This is a genomic window from Lipingzhangella rawalii, assembly GCF_031628175.1.
Lineage (GTDB): Bacteria > Actinomycetota > Actinomycetes > Streptosporangiales > Streptosporangiaceae > Lipingzhangella_A > Lipingzhangella_A rawalii.
In genome coordinates this window covers 318,823-338,749 of record NZ_JAVLVT010000005.1, presented here as the reverse complement: position 1 = coordinate 338,749, position 19,927 = coordinate 318,823, and the positions used below count along the sequence as shown (strand labels likewise).

Sequence of the window (19,927 nt, the reverse complement as noted above, 5' to 3'; positions counted from 1 at the left end):
CGTGGCCGCCGCGCACGGGAGCTGTCGTCGCGTGTTGTCAGTCATCTGTGCCACCTCCGGTGGCACAGATGCGAAGTCCGTGTTCAGACCCACGACTCTGCGATGATTCCCGATCATTCGGGGCGCTCCGCCGTGGGCCTCGACTGCGTCGCTGCCTGAGCCGGCTGTGTTGGTGTGGACGGGGCCTGGGGCCGGGACGAGGCCAGTGCTTCGGCCTGCGCAGCGTCCGTTGCCACCGCACCGCCATCAACCAACCGACCCACCTCAGCGAGTGGCCCCTGCGCCAGCCTGGTGACCCGGGCGGGTGCCGGCGGCGCGAGGTCGGCCACCTGCCGAAGGGCGGTCACGACGTCGTCCGGACGTACGGTTGGCGTTGTGTGCCGTACGACCAGTTGAATTGTGGCATATTCCGGATCTGGGCCGCTGTGTTGGCACACGCGCAGCGCCAGAACCGCTCCGCGGGTATCGAACCGGCGACGTCCCTTCTTGGTGACACGCTCGACCTCGACCGCACTCTCGGTGAGAAAGGCGGCCACGGCACGACCGGCACTCTCGGACGAAACCCCGGGAAGTTCGATCTGCCAGGCCGAACCCTCCAACCGGTCAGAGAGACCGTCGTCGGGGTCGGCCTCGACGGCCAGGACATCCAGTCCTTCCGGCATCGCAGCATCCAGCTCCTGGCGGAAGGACTCGGCCGGGTAGGGCTCGGTCACGAGAATCTCGAGATACTCGGCCTCACTCGCCACCCCGGTCGGTGCCGCACCGGGATAGGAGATTTTGGGATGCGGACTGAACCCTGCGGAGTAAGCTACAGGTACCCGCGCCCGACGCAGGGCACGCTCCACGGTCCGAGCGATGTCCCGATGGCTGGCGAACCGCATCCGGCCTCGCTTCGCATACCGCACGCGCAGCCGATGCATCGGTCCCTCGCTCGTGTGCGGGCGTGATCCCTGGGGTGCGGGGGGCAGCGTGACTCCTTTCCCCTGTATTCGTGACCTCCAGGCAACGCGCAGGGCGTCAACTCCTGGCGGGCACGCAAACGTACGTCTCAATTCAGCCTACGATGCCGCCGCCAACGCTTGCGCCAGAACCTGGTCCGGTTGTACCTGGCCAGGCCCAGTTGCGCACGGGACCCGCTGGCTGCTCCGCGGCACCAATCGGCCGTGTTGTGGTGTGTAACGACATCCACAGATGATCTCTTCCCACGTCGACGAGCATTGAAAAGCTCAATCGGCATCGGGCACGTCCACATACGGCCAACCGGCCGAAAATCGGTTCCAAAAATCCGGGGACGGGCGTGAACCCCACATCCCCCAGGCACGTCCAACAGGGTGTGTGGCCCGGCGCGAGCGGGGCGCCGGGCCACACACCCGCCATGCCACCCCAGTGCACGCGGCCCGGTCCGGGTCGTGCCGGCCCCGGGCCAGGCTCGTTCCCGAAGACCGAGGACCGCAGCACCAGCTAGTGCGGATCAGGAGACGGACAGAGGCAGAAGTTCCCGCCCGTTCGGACCGATCTGGATTTCCGTGCCCAGGCTGGGGCACACACCGCAGTCGTAACACGGGCTCCAGCGGCAGTCGTCGACCTCCACCGACTCGTTGCCGTGCAGCGCATCCTGCCAGTCCTGCCACAGCCAGCCCCGGTCCAGCCCAGCATCGAGGTGATCCCAGGGCAAGACCTCGTCCTCGGCACGCTCACGTGTGGTGTACCAGGCCACATCGACCGGTTCGTCAGCCAGCGCGGTCTCGGCGCAGCGCATCCAGCGGTCGTAGGAGAAGTGCTCGCTCCAGCCGTCGAAGCGTCCACCGTCCGCCCAGACCGCCTCGATGACGCGGCCGACACGACGGTCTCCCCGGGACAACAGGCCCTCGATGATCGAGGGACGACCCTCGTGATAGCGCAAGCCCACGGACTTGCCGTACTTACGGTCGGCGCGCAGCTTCTCCTTCAGCTTGTGTAGGCGTGCGTCCACATCCTCGTGCGCGGTCTGACCGGCCCACTGAAACGGGGTCTGTGGCTTGGGGACGAACCCGCCGATGGACACGGTGCACCGGATGTCGTTGCGGCCGCTGGCCTGCCGCCCCGCACGAATCACCTCGGTGGCGAGATCGCCGATGGCCAGGACGTCCTCATCAGTCTCGGTGGGCAGCCCACACATGAAGTAGAGCTTGACCTGACGCCAACCGGCGGCGTAGGCGGCGGTGACGGTGCGGATGAGGTCCTGTTCGGTGACCATCTTGTTGATCACGCGCCGCATGCGCTCACTGCCGCCCTCCGGGGCGAAGGTCAGGCCGGAACGGCGTCCGTTGCGGGTGAGCTCATTCGCCAGATCGATGTTGAAGGCGTCCACCCGGGTGGAGGGCAGCGAGAGTCCCGTGTTCGTTCCCTCGTAACTGTCGGCGAGCCCCTTGGTAATGTCACCGATCTCGCTGTGGTCCGCGCTGGACAACGACAGCAAGCCCACCTCCTGGAACCCGGAGGACCGTACCCCGGTGTCCACCATGTCACTGATGGTTTCCTTGCTGCGTTCCCGGACCGGACGCGTAATCATTCCCGCCTGGCAGAAACGACACCCCCGAGTGCAGCCACGGAAGATCTCCACGCTGTAGCGCTCGTGCACCGACTCCGCGATCGGAACGATGGGGTTACGGGGGTAGGGCCAGCTGTCCAGGTCCATGACGGTGTGCTTCTGCACCGTCCACGGCACCCCGGAGCGGTTCGGGCGATAGGACGCGATCCGGCCGTCCGGCAGGTAGCTGACATCGTAGAACTGGGGCACGTAAACACCGCCCCCAGCCGCGAGACGCGCGAGCAGCTCCGTACGCCCCCCGGGGCTACCCTCCCGCCGAAACTCCCGGATGATCTCGGTGACGGCCAGGGCGATCTCCTCACCATCGCCCAGTACGACCGCGTCCAGGAAATCCGCAACCGGCTCGGGGTTGAACGCGGCGTGACCGCCAGCGAAGACGATGGGGTCCTGCTCACCCCGCTCGGTTGCATGGAGGGGAATCCCCGCAAGGTCCAGCGCGGTGAGGAGGTTCGTGTACCCCATCTCACTCGCGAAGCTCACTCCGAGGATGTCGAAGGCACGGACCGGCCGGTGCGCGTCCACGGTGAACTGGGGGACCGCGTGTTCGCGCATGAGCTGCTCGAGATCCGCCCCGACGGCGTAGCTACGTTCGGCGAGCACTCCCTCGCGCTCGTTGAGGACCTCGTACAGGATCTGGATCCCCTGATTCGGCACCCCGACCTCGTAGGCGTCCGGGTACATCAGCGCCCAGCGGACCTCGGCGGAGTCCCAGTCCTTGACGACAGAGTTCTGCTCACCACCCACGTACTGAATCGGCTTGGCCACCCGGGACAGCAGTGGCTCCAGGCGAGCGAAGACAGATTCGACGGGCATGATGCTTCCCTTGCACATTCTGCGACACGGTCTTTCCAGACTATGCACCCCGGGCGGCTGCCCGCACCGGGCTCGCGACCACCACAGTCCAGCCCCCGTGCACGCACCTACTCGAAGCCCCGGTCCCGGGCGTGCACCCCGAGAACCAGGCCCACGGCGGCCAGCTGGGCCAGGGTGGCGGTACCACCGTAGGAGAGAAACGGCAGTGGCAGGCCGGTCACCGGCATGACGCCCAGGCACATACCGATGTTGACCGCGCTCTGGAACAGCAGCCACACGGCCACCCCGACACACACGAGCCGGGCGAAGGGTTGTTCGCAGTCGGCGCCGATCCGGAGCACCCGCCAGACCACCACCCCCAGCAACAGCAACACCGTGGCCCCGCCCACAAACCCCAGTTCCTCGGCCACCACGGTGAACACGAAGTCCGTGTGCTGTTCCGGAACGAAGTGGCCGCTGGTCTGTCCCCCGTGGAACAGTCCGGTACCGTTCACTCCGCCCGAGCCCACCGCGATGAGTGCCTGGTTCGCGTTGTAGCCGCTCCCCGCCGGATCCGCCGTCGGATCGATCAGCGTTGCCACACGTTCCAGCTGGTAGGGCTGGAGAAGGTCGAACCACCAAACTGCCAGGGCCGCGGTCACACAGCTAAGCCCCATCCCGACGAGCCAGAGCAACGGAGCACCCGACAGCGCCAGCATGCCGAGAAAGGTCACGGCCAGCACCAGAGCGGTTCCGAGGTCCGGCTGGGTGACGACGAGCGCCAACGGAACCGACACCGCCACCAGGCTCACCAGCACATCCCGGTTGCTCGGCGCCGTCTCCCCGTCTCGTGGTTCGCCCAGCAGCATCGCCACGAAGAGGATGACCCCGACCTTGGCGAGCTCACTGGGCTGGGCCTGCACCCCGCCCACGACCAGCCACCCCCGGGAGCCGTTGATCTCGGCGCCCAACGGGGTCAGCACGAGGGCCAGCCCCAGAAGCGTGGCGGCGTAGATCACCGGGGCGTAGGCGCGCTGCATCCGATAGTCGACCGCGGCCAGGGCGAAGCAGAGCACCGCTCCCACGGCCACATGTGTGGCGTGGCGCTGGACGAGAGCCAGCGCGGCCGCGTCGCCCTCCTGCGGGTCCGTGCCCCGACCAGGCACCGTGTCTCCTCCGGCCGCCCACACCAGCAGCGTGCCGAGGATCGACAGCAGACCGACAGCGCCAACCAGCACCCAGTCGACCCGGCGGGGCCGTTCGGCCACCACACGACAGAGCGCACCGCGCCATCCGGCCGGGGCCAGGCCCGGCTGGGTAGGCGCGTGTAGCTGGGTCACGGACGCGTCCTTTCCGGTGCTTCAACGGATCCGTCCGGCTGCACCTCGGGAAGCTCGACCAACGGTTCTCCCCCCGGGAGCACACCGTCGGTACCGTCCTGGCCGTAAAGCTGCGTGTAGATGTCCCGGACCACGGGTGCCGCGACCGAGCCCCCCGTTCCCCCTTCGGCGACGTAGGCGACGACTGCCAGCCTGGGTTCGTCGGCGGGGGCGTAGGAAGCGAACCAGGCGGAGGGTTCGTAGCCGGTCTGGGTGGCCGTCCCCGTCTTTCCCGCGACCGGGAACTGTTCGAGTGGGAAGTCAGCGAAGGCACCGGCGGCTGTTCCCGCCTCAGGAACGTCGGCAAGGGCACGCTGAAGGTAGCCCAGCGTCGTGTCGTCGACGGGAAGCTGACCCGCCTCCCGCGGTTCGATCTCCTGGACCTCGGAACCGTCCGCGGACACCAACGCCCGTCCGAGGCGGGGTTCGTAGAGGGTTCCCCCGTTCGCGATCGCGGCGTAGGCCCGGGCCAGTTGCAAGGGCGTCACCAGGACGTCCCCCTGGCCGATGGAGAAGTTCGCGGCGTCTCCGGCGCGCCACACGTACCCGTCCGAACAGTGCTCGGCGGCCACCGCCCGCAGGTAGCGCTCGTGCACGGGATCGTCGACATCCGGGTAGCCCTCCTCCGCGGCGGTGCAGCTCTCCTCCCGGGTCGCCTCCCAGTACTCCTGCTTCCACTCGCGTCCCGGAATCCGGCCACCCGCCTCGCTGGGGAGGTCGATGCCCGTTGGTTCCCCGAAGCCGAAGTCTTCAGCGGTCCGGACCATGTGGTCGTCGGGGTCGCCCGTGGGGTCGGTTCCACCGTCCGCACGCCACTGCTCGTGCGCGAACCGGTAGAAGACGGTGTTACACGAGACCACGATGGACTGGTGCAGACTGATACTGCCGTAGGAACTGCTCTCGTAGTTTTCGAAGGCCCGATCCCCCACCTGGTAGCTGGAGGGACACCCATAGGTCCCGTCCAGGGAGGCTCCGCCCGCAACGGCCGCGGCCAGGGAAGACACCTTGAACGTCGAGGCCGGCGGGTACTCCCCGTGCACCGCGCGCGAGGTCAGCGGTTGGCCCGCCTCCTCTCCCAACAGCTCCTCGTAGGTGTCCTGGTCGATGCCCCCATCCCAGACACTGGGGTCGTAGCTGGGCACGCTCGCGAGCGCGAGCACACTGCCGTCCCGCACGTCCATCACCACCGCCGCGCCGGAGTCCGCGGGATCCCCGGCATCCTGCGCCCGCTGGATGCCGTCCCGCAGCGCCTCCTCGGCCACCCGCTGCACCTCGCTGTCCAGACTGGTGACCAGATGGCTACCGGGAACCGGAGCATCATCCGACAGGGTTTGGGTCACGTTTCCGTGCGTGTCGACAGCCAGCCGCCGCAGACCGGGTTCGCCCCGCAGCTCCCGGTCGTACTGCGCTTCCAGACCGTCCCGGCCCACCTGGTCCACCCCGGTGAAGGCCGTGCGCAACTCGTCCCGCTCCGCAAGCTCCTCTTCGGTGACGGGTTGGAGATACCCCAGGATCTGGGCCGCGCTCTCCGCCAGCGGATAGTCACGCACCGCCTGTTGCTGCGCGCTGATACCGGGAAAGTCCTCCTGACGCTCCAGAATCTGGAGGGCGCGCTGCGGGCTGACATCCTCGGCCAGGGTGATGGGCTGGTGCGGTGACCCGGGCCAGCAGGGTCGCTGAACGTCGGGGCCGCACAGCCGGGTACGTTTCCGCAGCTGCGCATAGGGCTCGTCGAGAAGCTCGGCCAACCGGCGCAGCACCTCGTCTCCGCCGTCCTCCCTCGCGGCGAGTTCATGGTAGTCCCCCGACACCACGAGTTCACTGCGGTTCTGCACCAACGGGCGCCCGGCGGCGTCCAGAACACTGCCCCGCACCGCCGGAACCACCAGCTCTTGAATCCGGTTCTCCGCGGCACGCTCGCGATAGTGCTCGTGCATGGGCACTTGGAGATACCACAGGCGCCCGGTCAACGCCAGGAGCAGCGCAACGGCCACAATCTGGACGGCCAGGATTCCACCCCGGCCCCGGCCGGGATACACCCCCGAGATCACCACGCACGATCACCTCGCAGGGAGAACTCCCCCTCCTGCCACAGGGGGTCCCGCTGGGCGGCGAACCTCCGCAGGCACCGGGACACCACGAACAGGGCGAACGGGCTGATCAGCAGCGTGTAACCCACGGTCACCGGGAGAAACTGCACAATGCCGGCCAGACTGGCACGGGACTCCCCAAGCACCAAGCCGATGCCGGTGAAGCCCAGTCCCACCCCCAGCGCCGCGAGCGCGGTCAGTGCGAACGGAAGAACCGGGGAATCGCGGTCGGTCCCGGCCAGGCTTCCCGCGAGGTACCCGGCCAGACACAGCAACACCGCATAGCGCCCCAGCTCGGTTTCCGTGGGCGGCAGCACGTCCAGAGCCAGTCCCGAGCAGAATCCCCCGACCGCCCCACAGACGGCCCCCAAGCGCAGCGCGACGCCGACCAGGACCACCAGGACGAGATCCGGCGCGACTCCCCACGGTAGCGGGATGCGGTTGAGTATGGTCACTTGGACCAGCACAGCACCGGCCAGCAGGACCACGGCAACAATCCGGCCACTCATGAGGTGACCTCCCGCTGCACGTCCGCGGGGAGATCCTCAGCCACCACCGCGTCCCGGGGGTCCTCCTCTGGTTCGGCCACCACCACACCGACCACGTCCAGGCGGCTGAGGTTCACCGCCGGACTCACCTCGGCGAGACGACTGAGCTCACCGGGCGTATCCTCGACCGCCGCCACGGTGCCGATGGGCACCCCGGGCACGAAGGGAGCTCCGTCGTGCGACCCCAGGCTGAGCACACGGTCGCCCTCCTGCACCGGCGCCGACGCGTCCAGCAACTCGAACCTCAACCCCGGGTTCGTGAATCCCGACCCCGCGTCCGACTCGCCGTGCACCACACCGATCTCACGTTCGCCCTCCAGTCGCGCCCCGACGGCGGACGTCGTGTCGGTCAGCAACAGCACCTCCGCGTGCTCTGCCGTGACCGAGGTGACCCTACCCACCAGCCCCTGTGGACTGACCACGGTCATGTCCGGACCGACCCCGTCGCGCTCTCCCACGTCCAGCGTCACCGTCTCCACATATCCGCGTGCGCTGACCTGCGTTATCGCCTGCGCTGGAACAATCTCGTAGCCACCGCGATCGGTCAGTTCCAGGAGCTCCGTCAGCTGGTCCATCCGGCCGGCGTCCCGACCCGCGTCGACGAGCTCCTGCTCCAGCCGCGCGTTCTCCTGCTCCAGCTCCGTCACCCGTTCCTGCGTCTGTGCCCCCGCGCGGATGCTGTCGACCCCCCATTCCAGAGGGCTGGCCGCGAACGAGACGGCACCGGCGGCGGGAGTGAACACGGCGCTCCCGACAGCACGCGCGGGCTCGGCCACCGGCGCGGCAGCGCCCCGGGAGTCGAGCGCGAGCAGGACGACGCCCGAGATCAGTAACACCGCCAGGACGAGTCGGGAACGAGGCGCCGCCCGCGGGCCCACCGTTCCCAACCCGTCCGGTCCGAGCGGGCTCACTGGCGCCGCTCCGGAACCAGCACCTGGCGCAGACGCTCGAAGTCCTCCACACAGGTCCCCGTGCCGACCGCCACCGAATCCAGGGCGTTTTCGACCGGATGGATCGGCATACCGGTCTCGTGCCGGAGACGCTCCTCCAGCCCGGCGAGGAGGGCTCCACCCCCGGTGATGGCGATCCCACGGTCCATGACATCCCCGGCGAGCTCCGGGGGACTCTTGTCCAGGGTGGTGCGCACCGCGTCCACAATCGCCGCGACCGGCTCCTCGATCGCGCGGCGCACCTCCGCCGCCGACATGACAATGGTCTTGGGCAGGCCGCTGACGAGATCCCGTCCCCGCACCTCCGCGTACGGTTCCTCGTCGGTGGGATAGGCCGAACCGATCGCCAGTTTAAGTTCTTCAGCGGTCCGCTCCCCCAGCATCAGCGAAAACTCCTTCTTGACGAAGGACATGATCGCCTGGTCGAGCTCATCCCCACCCACACGGATCGACTGGGATGTCACGATGCCTCCCAGCGAGATCACCGCGACCTCGGTGGTCCCCCCACCGATATCGACCACCATGTTTCCGGTCGGTTCGTGGACCGGCAGTCCCGCACCGATCGCGGCCGCCATGGGCTCCTCGATGATGAACACACGGCGGGCACCCGCCTGGTATCCGGCCTCCTTGACCGCGCGCTGTTCCACCCCGGTGATCCCACTCGGAACCGCGACGATCACCCGCGGCTTGGCGAAGTGCCGCCGCCGGTGCACCTTCTGAATGAAGTAGCGAAGCATGCGCTCGGTAACGTCGAAATCGGCGATAACTCCGTCCTTGAGGGGACGGACCGCCGTGATATTTCCGGGGGTGCGGCCGATCATCTGCTTGGCCTCGATCCCCACCGCGACGATCTTGCCGGTGGAGGTGTTGAGCGCCACGACGGACGGCTCGTTGAGGACGACGCCGCGACCGCGTACGTAGACCAGGGTGTTGGCCGTGCCCAGATCGACCGCCATGTCGCGGCCAAGAAAGGCGAGATTGCTCGTCATTCAACATCCTCAGCTGCGCAGGGATCGGTGTGGCCAGCCCCGGTGAAGTCACAGGGATACGGACGAGGTAACGGGCCACTCGTATCGTAACGCTCAGCGCACGCAACGTTACACGAACACACCGATCTCCGGCGGCAGGACCGAGGATTCGGCGCCAGAAGGATGTTGGATTCGGTCGTCAGGGACGGTGGACGTGTGACGGTTCCGCGTCGGGGGGCACATCGGGGGAAAATCGCGGCACCGTCGTGCCGATGCCGGGGACGACGGCCCGCACGTCCGGGGGCCGCGGACGTCGCGCGATGGGTCGCGCCCGAGGGCGTGCGGGACTCGTCGTGGTTCCGGGGATCATCCACCCCGGCCGGGCAGGGGCTGGCGCCGGCGACGGCCGGAATTCAGCCCAGCTCGGGGAAGAAGAGCTTGATCTCCCGCTCGGCGGAGTAGGTTGAGTCGGATCCGTGGACGATATTTTCCTGGACCTGAAGGGCGTAGTCCCCACGGATCGTGCCCGGGGCGGCGCTCACCGGGTCGGTGGCTCCGGCCAGGGAGCGGATCGCCTCGACCGCGCGTTCCCCCTCCACAACCATGGCGACCAGCGGACCACCGGTGATGAACTCGACGAGCGAGGTGTAGAACGGGCGGGAGGCATGTTCCTCGTAGTGGGTACGCGCGGTCTCCTCGCTGAGGGTGCGCATGTCCATCGCGACGATGCTCAGCCCTTTGCGTTCGATCCGGGAAATGACGTCCCCGATGATGTTTCGCCGCACACCGTCGGGCTTGATGAGGACAAGGGTGCGCTCCACGGTGACACGCTCCTTGGGTTTCGAGGATTGACTTCCGACAAGCATTGACCCGCGGACGACGGGCAGTGCTACTGATTCCGGCCGCTGGGGGACGTGAACGTGTTGGACTCTCCCGGCCGGATGGGAACCAGCGCTGGCAACCCTACCTGGCCTGACCTCCAGCCTTTTCCAGAACGCGGGTCCGGTCCGGCGCTCAGGAGGTGTCTGTTTCGGGCCGCGCACCCGTAGGCCCATCCGAGCCGATCTGGGTGGCCTCCAGTTGTTCCCTCCGGGCCAGTTCCGCCTCGGTTCGTCGACCGAGATACATCCCGCCGAACCACAGCGCGGCGAAGATCGCGCCGATCAGGGTTACTCCGAGCATCCCGGGAACGATCAGCCCGCTGGTGACGACGATGATGTGCAGCGCGGTTCCGGCGTGCATGGCCCAGGTGTGACGTTGCAGGCAGGCCAGCACGAGGGCGGCCAGGGCGAGCCCGCCCCACACTCCGCCCCCGACGGGCCCGGACAGTCCGGCGAGCTGGATCGCGACCGGGACGGCCAGGGCCAGCACCAGGGATTCGAAGGCCAGGACGACCGCACACAGGGTCCGCATGGGCTACTCCCCACCGAGCAGGTGTCGTGCATCTCCCGCGGTCACCACCGAGCCGGTGATGATAATGCCGTTTCCTCCGAACTCGTCGGTGTCCTCGGCCAGCGTCACCGCCTGGTCGATGGCGTCGTCGAGCCGCTCGGCGACGTACACCCGGTCCGGTCCGAACACGTCGGCGGCGACACCGGCGAGCTCGGTGGGCCCCACGCTTCGCGGCGAGCTGTTCCGGGTGACCACCACGGAGGCGAGTACCGGTTCCAGCGGCTCCAGGATGCCCACCACGTCCTTGTCCGACATGATGGCCACCACTCCGACGAGCCGACGAAACCCGAAGGCGTCCTCCAGGCTGGCCACCGTGGCGGCCATTCCGGCGGGGTTGTGTGCCGCGTCGACGAGCATGGTGGGGCTGCGACGCAGGACCTCCAACCGGCCCGGGGTGCGGACCTCCGCCAGGGCCGCGCTCACCAGTTCCTGGTCCAGCTGGGCGTCCCCCTCCGCCGGGACGGCGAAGGCTTCCACCGCCGCGAGGGCGACGGAGGCGTTACTGGCCTGATGCTGCCCGAACAGCGGCAACAGGATGTCCTCGTAGGTTCCGTGGAGCCCCTTGAGCGAGAGCTGCTGCCCGCCAACGGCAAGCTCGCTCTGTGCGACGCCGAACTCGATACCCTCCCGGGCGACCCGGGCCCCCACCTCCGCAACATGGTGCAGGATCGTCTCGGCCGCCGGTACCGGCTGCTGGGCGAGAACCGCCACGGAATCGGGCTTGATGATGCCGCTCTTCTCCTCGGCGATCCCCTCCAACGTGTCGGGGAGATACTCGGTGTGGTCGATGGAGATCGGGGTGATGACCGACACCTGGGAGTCGATGACGTTGGTGGCATCCCACACCCCACCCAGGCCAACCTCGATCACCGCGACGTCGACCGGCGCGTCCGCGAACGCGGCGAACGCCATCGTGGTCAGCACCTCGAAGAACGACATGGGCACGTCGTTCTGTGCGTCCACCATGTCCACGAACGGCTGCACGTCGGCATAGACCTCGACGAACTGCTCTTCGGAAATGGGTTCGCCGTCGATCACGATACGTTCGCGCATCGTCTCGAGATGTGGACTGGTGTAGCGCCCGACGCGCAGCTGCCGCTCCCGGAGCAACGCCTCGATCATGCGTGCGGTCGAGGTCTTTCCGTTGGTTCCGGTGATGTGGATGGTGGCGAATCCGGCCTGTGGATGGCCCAACAACTCGGTAACCGAATGCATCCGGTCCAGAGTGGGATCGATGAGCGACTCGCCCGCGCGGGCGAGAATGGCCGCCTCGACGGCCCTATAGTCAGCAGAGGTCACTGTGCACCGTGGTTTCGAACGTGGCGTCGGCTACTCACGACAACGGGCAGGACGCACGCCGGTGCGTGCGGGGCGGTCCCGACCGCGTTCGGCATACGACCTGGCCCTGGTCAGAGTCTAGAGCCGACCGGGCAGGGACCCGGCCCCCGATCGGTGAAACCGAGGTGGGGCGGGACCCAGGTCCCGCCCCACCCACGTGGGCACCGCGGCGGGCGTCCGAGCTGCACCGGCCCCGCCGCGAGCACGACTGCTAACCGCGGCCGGGCTTATAGCGCGGCTGGCTCTGCGGGTTGAACTCCTCATAGTTGACGTGCTGCGCGCCCCGCAGGCGCCGGTCGTCCAGGGCGAGCACGTCGAGCCCCTGGGTGATGTCGGAGGAATAGACGTGGCCGTTGTACCAGTAGGCTGACCACGAACCACCGATCACCAGTTGCTCCTCGTCGATCGGGCCACGCTCGAAGTAGCCGATCTCCTCGGGGTTGTGCGGGTCGTTGAGGTCGATGACCGAGACGCCGCCCTGGTACCAGGACTGGACGAAGTAGTCCTTACCCATGACGGGGATCAGCGACCCGTTGTGCGAGACACAGTTCTCGGTGTCGCTCTGGTGGCGATCGATCTTGAAGTAGCTCGCGAACTCCAGTGCGATGTCCTGCCCGGACGGGTTCAGGTTGCCGTCCACCTCGTAGATAGCGTTGGCGCCGTGCTCGGGGCCGACCTCCGCATTACAGGTCGGGGCGACACCGCCACCCAACTCGTCGGTGAAGAGCACCGTACGCCCGTCGTTCGTGAAGGTCGCCGAGTGCCAGAACGCGAAGTTCTCGTCCTGGACCTGTTCGACCACCTCGGGCTCGACCGGATCGCTGATGTCCATGAGGATCCCGTCGCCCATACAGGCTCCCGCCGCCAGGTCCCGCTCCGGGTAGACGGTGATGTCGTGGCAGCCGGAGGTGGGGGCCAGCAGGTTGTCCTGTTCCTCGTTACCTCCGTCCGGGAAGAGAACCGGATCGTTCACCACCTCGGCCTCGGTCGGACTGTCCGTGGGCACCTCGATGATGGAGATCTTGTCGTGCGGAGGCTGGCAGTTCGGGAAGTTCTCGTGCGGGCTGTAGGAGGACACGTAGATGTAGTCGACGCCCTCGTCCCCGCCGGGGACCAGCGTGTTCGTGTGGGAGCCACAGTCGGTGTCCACCGCGTGCACGTACTCGGGGCTGGTCTTGTCCGAGATGTCGAAGATTCGGATGCCGTCCCAACCGTCGGGATCCTGGGAGGAGACCGACGGGGCGCCACACTCCGCGCTCGCCCGGGGGAAGTCCACCGAGGTGTAGAGCAGGTCCCCGCTCACCGAGACGTCCATCTGCCCACCCGGGCAGACGACCTGACTGGTGATCTCCGGATTCTCCGGGTCCGAGATGTCGTAGATCGTGAAGCCGTCGTAGTTTCCGGCGATGGCATAGTCACCGCTGAAGGCCAGATCGGTCCCCCAGGACGCCCCCTCTTCGAAGGGGGGCTCGAGGGGGACGTTGGCGACATGGTCGACATTGTCGCTCGTCTGCACGTCGTCCGGAACGGTGTCCGCGCTCGTCGGCGCGGACCCAAGGGCGAATACCAGGACTCCGGCCCCCAGCAGGGCCACCGATTGTCGGGCACGGTCACGCAGCCGCCGCATGTGCGACGGGGGGGATTTCGGCATGTGAGCTCCTTCGCAGACGCATACCGAGCTAATATCCACGAAACTACACATCACGGGCAAGTCGCACCATCAGCAGAAACAACGAAATCACTCGGGAGTATCCTCGTCGAGGCGCTTACCACATGGAACTACCCACAGTAGATCGAAAGATCACGGAGTAGATCTGGACAGACCCCCCGCTGGCTCACTAGACATACGTCGGAGGCGATCCGATTGGGCAACACGACGCGAGCGTCGAATCGAGGGGTGGACGCGGTGCGAGCACGAACGAGCACGAACCGGCTGGCCCCCGTGTGGACCACGGCCCTGATCGCGGCCACGACACTCACGGCGTGCGGGGACACGACCAGCGACGGGGATGCCGCCCCGGTCCTCGCCCCCGGCTCTCCCGGCGAGACAGCCTCACCGGCCACGGAAGAGGACATCGCGGCCGGCGCAACAGACGCCGAGGCCAACGAGACAGATGTCGAATTTCTCGTCATGATGATCGTGCATCACGAACAGGCGGTCGAAATGGGGGACCTCGCAGCCGACCGAGCCGAAAGTTCTGATATCGAATCGATCGCGGAACGTATTTCTGTGGCCCAGGGGCTTGAGATCGAGTCCATGGAGGAATGGCTGGAAACGAATATCTTCGGCCCGGCGCGGGACAATCCACGGCATCAGAACTACTGTGGCATCGACCAGCAGCATGACGGAGCCCCTCACCACGGGGCGGACTGTCAGCTCGTGGAACACGGCGACATGCCGGGAATGGCAACCGATGCGGAGATGGCGGAGCTCGAAGACGCGGAGGGCGAGGACTTCGACGAACTGTTCGTGGAACTCATGATCGCGCACCATGAGGGAGGCGTCGATATGGCCGAGGAGGCCATCAGCTCCGGGCAACACACACAGATCCGAGACATGGCCAACGACATGATGGCCGAACAGCTCGCCGAGATCACCCGCATGGAAACCATGCTCGACTGAACATCCGCCCCGAGCGGAGTTGATCGTCGAGCCAGCTGGTTGGTGTGCCGGCCTCCGGACCACTGGACCGAGTTCGTGGACGGCGGTGGTCGCCGACGATCCGGGGAGTGGAGGCACGCTGGACCATACCGTCCGGGGTCGCGTGTGGCTCGCGGGTCGAGACAATAGCGCTGTACGTCGGGGACCCCGCACTCCATGCCCGGGGTTTGTCCAGAGAATCGAGTCCGACCAGCACGCCCACCCGACCCCACACTGGCCGTCGTGCCCCGGGGCGCGTCCCACCCTGGGTGACACGGAGTCGCTACCACGATCGTAATCGTGGGATTCGAGTGTGCTCGGAACACCAGGGACGCCGCGGCGGGGGCGGCGGTCACCATGGGCCAGCAGCACGCACCCGGAACTTGTCAGCGCACCGACCCGCCCCGCCAGACTCCCATCAACAGTGCCCGGCTACGAGATCACCTGTGCCGAGGCTAGGCGCTTTTCTCCTCCTGCTCCGAGCCGGGCGTGGTTCGAGGAACGATCGTGGGATTGACGTGCTCCCAAACGGACTCCCGGGTGATGATCACCTGCCCGACATCCTCCCGGCTCGGGACGTCGTACATCACGGAGAGGAGAACCTCCTCGATGATGGCGCGCAGCCCTCGCGCCCCGGTCCCCCGCATGATCGCCTGTTCGGCGATGGCCGCCAACGCGTCGTCGGTGAACTCCAGCTCCACGTTGTCGAGCTCGAACAGGCGCTGGTACTGCTTGACCAGAGCGTTTCGGGGTTCGGTCAGAATCCGGACCAGGGCATCCCGGTCGAGGTCGTGCACATTGGTCACGACCGGAAGCCGACCCACGAACTCCGGAATCATTCCGTACTTGAGCAGGTCTTCCGGCATGGCCTCGGAGAAGGTGTCCTGGGAATCCCGGTCCTGGCCGGCGGATGCCACAGCGTTGAAGCCCATGGTCTGACGGCCGACCCGAGCCGAGATGATCTCGTCCAGTCCGGCGAAGGCCCCCCCGCAGATGAACAGCACGTTGGTGGTGTCGATCTGGATGAACTCCTGGTGGGGATGCTTACGGCCACCCTGCGGCGGAACGCTGGCCGTGGTGCCCTCGAGGATCTTCAGCAGCGCCTGCTGGACCCCCTCCCCAGAGACGTCCCGGGTGATCGACGGATTCTCGCTCTTGCGCGCCACCTTGTCGACCTCGTCGATGTAGACGATTCCCGTCTCGGCGCGCTTGACGTCGTAGTCGGCAGCTTGGATCAGCTTCAACAGGATGTTCTCAACATCCTCGCCCACATAACCGGCCTCGGTGAGCACCGTCGCGTCGGCGATCGCGAACGGAACGTTCAGAATCCGAGCCAGGGTCTGCGCCAGGAGGGTTTTCCCCGCGCCGGTGGGCCCCAGCATGAGGATATTGGACTTCGCGATCTCGATGTTCTCATCGCGGGGCCGCTCCCCTTCGGACTGCACCCGCTTGTAGTGGTTGTACACCGCGACCGACAGCGACTTCTTGGCCTGTTCCTGCCCGATCACGTAGGAGTCGAGGAACTCGTAGATCTCCCGTGGCTTGGGCAGACTGTCCCAATTGCCCTCACTGGAGTCGGCGAGCTCCTCCTCAATGATCTCGTTGCACAGGTCGATGCACTCGTCACAGATGTACACGCCAGGCCCGGCAATGAGCTTTTTCACCTGCTTTTGGCTCTTGCCACAGAACGAGCACTTCAGCAGGTCTCCGCCATCGCCGATTCGTGCCACCCAGCTACTCCTTCACTGTGCGGGTCACCCGCCGCGGCCGCGGCGGAGTCGCCTCCTGGACCCGGCGGCCGAGGGACCGGACGACCGAAACCAGCCGCCGCCATCTCACAGCATACGTCGCTACTCCCCCGATCGCCGACGAAGCCGACGTACTGTCTCCCGAGACTAAACGACGACGTGGCTGGCTTCGGCCCACGGAACACGCCGAAACCGAAATTCGTTCAGGTTACCGAGGACTTCCGGTACGGCAGGATGTCGTCGACGAGCCCGTACTCCTTGGCCTCTTCGGCCGTGAGAATCTTGTCGCGCTCGATGTCGGCGTTGATCTGTTCAGCGCTCCGGTTCGTGTGCTTGGCCAGCGTGGTCTCCATCAGCGTCCGGATCCGCTGGATCTCGTTCGCCTGGATCTCCAAGTCCGAGGCCTGACCGTAGGTGCCCTCGGTCGCCGGCTGGTGAATCAGCACCCGGGAGTTCGGCAGGGCCATCCGCTTGCCGGGGGTCCCGGCGGCGAGGATAACCGCGGCCGCCGAGGCGGCCTGGCCGATGCACACCGTCTGCACCTCGGCGCGGACGTACTGCATCGTGTCATAGATCGCCATCAGGGCGGTGAACGAGCCTCCCGGCGAGTTGATGTACATCTGGATGTCCCGGTCCGCGTCCTGGTGATCCAGGGTCAGCAACTGGGCCATGATGTCGTTCGCCGAGACATCGTCGATCTGTACGCCCACGAAGATGATGCGATCCTCGAAGAGCTTGTTGTACGGATTCATCTCCTTGACGCCGTAGGCGGTGCGCTCGACGAAGGAGGGGATGATGTAGCGGCTCTGCGGTGCCTGCGGGGCCATCCCGCCGGGCGAGCTGAAACTGGTGTATTCCATCATTTTCGGGCCTTCCGATACTCGCGTTGACTCGTCCGGCGGGCCGTCACGACCCGGCGGCCCCGGGGGTGGGGACCTCGCTCGACTCTCCGACCACGTGGTCGATGAACCCGTAGTTCTTGGCCTCGGACGCAGTGAACCAGCGGTCACGGTCGGCGTCCCGGTCGATCTGCTCGACGTTCTGCCCGGTGTGGTGGGCGGTGATCTCGAAGGTCGCACGCTTGATGTACTTCAGGTCCTCGGCCCGGATCTGGATGTCGGAGGCGGTGCCTCCGATACCCCCGGACGGCTGGTGCATGAGGACGCGGGTGTGCGGCAGCGCGTAGCGGCGTCCCGGCGCTCCCGCGCACAGCAGCAGCTGCCCCATGGACGCGGCCATCCCCATGCCAACGGTGACCACATTATTCGGGATGTACTGCATGATGTCGTAGATGGCCAGTCCCGCGTGCACGGAACCGCCCGGGGAATTGATGTAGAGGGTGATGTCCTTGTTGCGGTCTTCGGCGGACAGCAACAGCAGCTCTCCCACGATGCGGTTGGCGATCTCATCGTCGACCTGTTGGCCGAGGAAGACGATCCGCTGCCGCAGCAGTCGCTGCGAGGTCTGCTCCAGGATCGTGGGGATCGGCGACTCGGCCATACTGGCGTCGACTCGCATGGACTCGGTATTGGTCGGCGGCACTCTCGTCACCTGCTCCGGGATCGAAACGGTTGCGACGCTTGCGACACTAACGGCCACCGCGGCCCGGCCAGCACGAAACCCGGGCATGTTCGCTTTGAGCGCAGGTAGGCTCCGAGCGTCGGCCAGCCCGTCCGCACGGGCACAACAGCCCGTGCGTGGCCTCCGGCAGTGTTCCCGTGCCTCGTGTCCCGTTCCCCGTCAGACCACCCCGGGTGTATGCCCAGGCCGTCACACACAAAGCGCGCCGGAGCTTGTTCGGCTCCGGCGCGCTTCTCCATGTCCAGACTTGGGAACCAACCGCTCCCCGGGGCGGTGGACGCCCCTGCGCTGATACCCCAGGTAGGGCCGTGATCTAGACCCGGCTCTGGCTCTCCGCGTCATCGGTGGACTGCCCGGAGTCATCCGGGGCTGCCTCCCCGTCGCCCTCGTTCGACTCGTCCGTGGCTGCGGTGGTGGCGTCGGCCGCGTCACCGGCGGGCTCCGTGCCGTCCCCGCCATCCTCGGCCGTGCTCGCGTTCACCCCGATACCGGGCACGGGCTCACCGGACTCGTCGACCACCTTGGCCTTGCTGACCACCAGATCGATCGCCTTGGAACGGACCACCTCGGTGTAGGCGATCCGTAGCTGATTCGAGTCACGCAGGTGCTTGATCAGCTGATCCGGGGGAACGCCCATCCGCTGAGCCTGCTGGATCACGTACTGGGACAGCTCGTTGTTGTCGGCGGAGAGCTCCTCCTCCAAAGCGAGCTGGTCCAGGACGAAGCCGGCCTTCACAGCGGAGCGAGCGCTCGAGGTGAGCTCCTCCTCGAACTCCTCCTCGGTCTGCTCCTGGGACTCCAGGTAGGACTCCTTGGTGAGCCCGCCGCGCTCCAGCTGCTGCTCCAGGCTCTGGCGCCGCCGGTCGATCTCCTCGTTGACCACGCTGTCGGGCAGCGGCACCTCAACGGCGTCCACCAGCTTCTCCATGGCCCGGTCCCGCGCCTGGGCGTGCTGCTGGTGCTGGCGGCTCTCGGCGAGCCGCTTCCGGGTGTCGGCCCGCAACTCCTCCATCGTGTCGAACTCGCTCGCCATCTGGGCGAACTCGTCGTCAAGCTCGGGGAGCTCCTTGACCTTCACACTGTGCACCGTGACGGTGACGTCGGCCTCGCGCCCCTCGTACTCACCACCCACCAGGGTGGTGGCGAACGTGGTGGACTCCCCGGCGGAAAGGCCGGTCAGGGCGTCGTCCAGCCCCTCCAGCAGAGTGTTGGTGCCGATCTCGTAGGAGATCCCGCTGGCCTGCACGTCCTCGAGTCGTTCTCCGTCGATGGCAGCGGAGAGGTCGATAGAGACGTGGTCGCCCTGCTGTGCCGGACGCTTGGCGTCGGTGAGACTGGAGAACCGCTCCCGGAGCGTCCCCAGCTGCTCCTCAACCTGCTCGTCGGTGACCTCCGTGCTGTCCACGGTGACCTCGAGCCCGTTGTAGTCCGGGATCTCGATCTGCGGGCGGACATCGACCTCGGCGGTGAAGGACAGCCGCTCGCCGTCCTCGAGTTCGGTGATCTCCACCTCGGGCTGCCCGAGTGCGAAGACTTCCTTGTCCTGCACGGCCTGGTTGTAGAGCTCGGGAACCGCGTGGTTCACCGCCTCACTGACCACGGCGCCACGCCCGACATACCGGTCAATGAGCCGCGCCGGGGCCTTACCCGGCCGGAAGCCCTTGATCCGGACCTGCTTGTTCAGCGACTTGTAGGTCTCGTCGAAGGCATGGTCGAGCTCCTCGAACGGAACCTCGATGGTCAGCTTGACCCGGGTCGGGCTGAGCTCCTCGACATCGGTCTTCACGGGGCGGTACTCCTATGGTCTCTTTCCGGTGCGATCCGGCGCGGGACGCGGAATGTGCGGCGGT

16 protein-coding genes are annotated in these 19,927 nt (G+C 66.9%); 1 reads left to right on the top strand and 15 read right to left on the bottom strand.

Translation table 11 applies throughout. The features are described from left to right. Positions 1 to 113: 113 nt before the first annotated feature. The 11 genes from RIF23_RS12505 to RIF23_RS12455 all read right to left on the bottom strand — a co-directional run bounded on the left by RIF23_RS12505 (position 114) and on the right by RIF23_RS12455 (position 13,758). Positions 114 to 881: a TIGR03936 family radical SAM-associated protein gene (locus RIF23_RS12505; protein ID WP_310912667.1), complete on the bottom strand. Its 768-nt coding sequence runs from the start codon at positions 879 to 881 to the stop codon at positions 114 to 116. Between the two features lie 590 nt (positions 882 to 1,471). Beyond that, a complete protein-coding gene (locus RIF23_RS12500) occupies positions 1,472 to 3,403 on the bottom strand; it encodes a TIGR03960 family B12-binding radical SAM protein (protein WP_310912666.1) in 1,932 nt (643 codons plus the stop codon). A gap of 107 nt (positions 3,404 to 3,510) precedes the next feature. Then, positions 3,511 to 4,722, bottom strand: a complete 1,212-nt coding sequence (gene rodA / locus RIF23_RS12495) for a rod shape-determining protein RodA (protein ID WP_407659459.1) — start codon at positions 4,720 to 4,722, stop codon at positions 3,511 to 3,513. Beyond that, complete coding sequence (gene mrdA / locus RIF23_RS12490; RefSeq protein WP_310912665.1) at positions 4,719 to 6,815, bottom strand: penicillin-binding protein 2; 2,097 nt, start codon at positions 6,813 to 6,815, stop codon at positions 4,719 to 4,721. The genes rodA and mrdA overlap by 4 nt, the downstream gene beginning before the upstream one ends. After that, complete coding sequence (gene mreD / locus RIF23_RS12485; protein ID WP_310912664.1) at positions 6,809 to 7,360, bottom strand: rod shape-determining protein MreD; 552 nt, start codon at positions 7,358 to 7,360, stop codon at positions 6,809 to 6,811. The genes mrdA and mreD overlap by 7 nt, the downstream gene beginning before the upstream one ends. Then, positions 7,357 to 8,310, bottom strand: coding sequence for a rod shape-determining protein MreC (mreC, locus tag RIF23_RS12480; RefSeq protein WP_310912663.1), 954 nt, complete (start codon positions 8,308 to 8,310; stop codon positions 7,357 to 7,359). The genes mreD and mreC overlap by 4 nt, the downstream gene beginning before the upstream one ends. Continuing rightward, positions 8,307 to 9,338 carry a rod shape-determining protein gene (locus RIF23_RS12475; RefSeq protein ID WP_310912662.1) on the bottom strand — a complete coding sequence of 344 codons (1,032 nt, stop codon included), beginning with the start codon at positions 9,336 to 9,338 and terminating at the stop codon, positions 8,307 to 8,309. Before RIF23_RS12475 ends, mreC begins: the two co-directional genes overlap by 4 nt. A gap of 392 nt (positions 9,339 to 9,730) precedes the next feature. After that, positions 9,731 to 10,138, bottom strand: coding sequence for a nucleoside-diphosphate kinase (ndk, locus tag RIF23_RS12470; RefSeq protein ID WP_310912661.1), 408 nt, complete (start codon positions 10,136 to 10,138; stop codon positions 9,731 to 9,733). A gap of 193 nt (positions 10,139 to 10,331) precedes the next feature. Beyond that, the gene (locus RIF23_RS12465) at positions 10,332 to 10,730 is read right to left on the bottom strand and encodes a DUF4233 domain-containing protein (RefSeq protein WP_310912660.1); all 399 of its coding nucleotides are present in this window, start codon (positions 10,728 to 10,730) and stop codon (positions 10,332 to 10,334) included. Positions 10,731 to 10,733: 3 nt separating this feature from the next. Next, positions 10,734 to 12,068, bottom strand: a complete 1,335-nt coding sequence (locus RIF23_RS12460) for a bifunctional folylpolyglutamate synthase/dihydrofolate synthase (protein ID WP_310912659.1) — start codon at positions 12,066 to 12,068, stop codon at positions 10,734 to 10,736. 250 nt (positions 12,069 to 12,318) lie between these two features. Then, positions 12,319 to 13,758 (bottom strand): LVIVD repeat-containing protein, encoded by a 1,440-nt coding sequence (locus RIF23_RS12455; protein WP_310912658.1) that lies wholly within the window; start codon positions 13,756 to 13,758, stop codon positions 12,319 to 12,321. 255 nt (positions 13,759 to 14,013) lie between these two features. Between RIF23_RS12455 and RIF23_RS12450 the strand changes: the two genes are divergently transcribed. Beyond that, positions 14,014 to 14,730, top strand: a complete 717-nt coding sequence (locus RIF23_RS12450; RefSeq protein ID WP_310912657.1) for a DUF305 domain-containing protein — start codon at positions 14,014 to 14,016, stop codon at positions 14,728 to 14,730. Positions 14,731 to 15,203: 473 nt separating this feature from the next. On the opposite strand, the gene clpX is transcribed toward RIF23_RS12450, so the two are convergent. From clpX to tig, 4 genes are all read right to left on the bottom strand, one after another. Next, positions 15,204 to 16,478, bottom strand: a complete 1,275-nt coding sequence (clpX, locus tag RIF23_RS12445) for an ATP-dependent Clp protease ATP-binding subunit ClpX (RefSeq protein WP_310912656.1) — start codon at positions 16,476 to 16,478, stop codon at positions 15,204 to 15,206. 221 nt (positions 16,479 to 16,699) lie between these two features. After that, positions 16,700 to 17,356, bottom strand: coding sequence for an ATP-dependent Clp protease proteolytic subunit (locus RIF23_RS12440; protein ID WP_407659467.1), 657 nt, complete (start codon positions 17,354 to 17,356; stop codon positions 16,700 to 16,702). Positions 17,357 to 17,402: 46 nt separating this feature from the next. Beyond that, positions 17,403 to 18,038 carry an ATP-dependent Clp protease proteolytic subunit gene (locus tag RIF23_RS12435; RefSeq protein WP_310912654.1) on the bottom strand — a complete coding sequence of 212 codons (636 nt, stop codon included), beginning with the start codon at positions 18,036 to 18,038 and terminating at the stop codon, positions 17,403 to 17,405. 352 nt (positions 18,039 to 18,390) lie between these two features. Continuing rightward, entirely contained in the window at positions 18,391 to 19,863 is a 1,473-nt protein-coding gene (gene tig, locus RIF23_RS12430) for a trigger factor (RefSeq protein ID WP_310912653.1), read from the bottom strand. Positions 19,864 to 19,927: the final 64 nt, after the last annotated feature.

Coding starts and splice junctions, on each gene's coding strand:
- RIF23_RS12505 (WP_310912667.1), bottom strand. CDS start 881: ATGCGGTTCGCCAGCCATCGGGACATCGCTCGGACCGTGGAGCGTGCC.
- RIF23_RS12475 (WP_310912662.1), bottom strand. CDS start 9,338: ATGACGAGCAATCTCGCCTTTCTTGGCCGCGACATGGCGGTCGATCTG.
- RIF23_RS12440 (WP_407659467.1), bottom strand. CDS start 17,356: ATGGAATACACCAGTTTCAGCTCGCCCGGCGGGATGGCCCCGCAGGCA.
- mreD (WP_310912664.1), bottom strand. CDS start 7,360: ATGAGTGGCCGGATTGTTGCCGTGGTCCTGCTGGCCGGTGCTGTGCTG.
- RIF23_RS12455 (WP_310912658.1), bottom strand. CDS start 13,758: ATGCCGAAATCCCCCCCGTCGCACATGCGGCGGCTGCGTGACCGTGCC.
- RIF23_RS12500 (WP_310912666.1), bottom strand. CDS start 3,403: ATGCCCGTCGAATCTGTCTTCGCTCGCCTGGAGCCACTGCTGTCCCGG.
- RIF23_RS12465 (WP_310912660.1), bottom strand. CDS start 10,730: ATGCGGACCCTGTGTGCGGTCGTCCTGGCCTTCGAATCCCTGGTGCTG.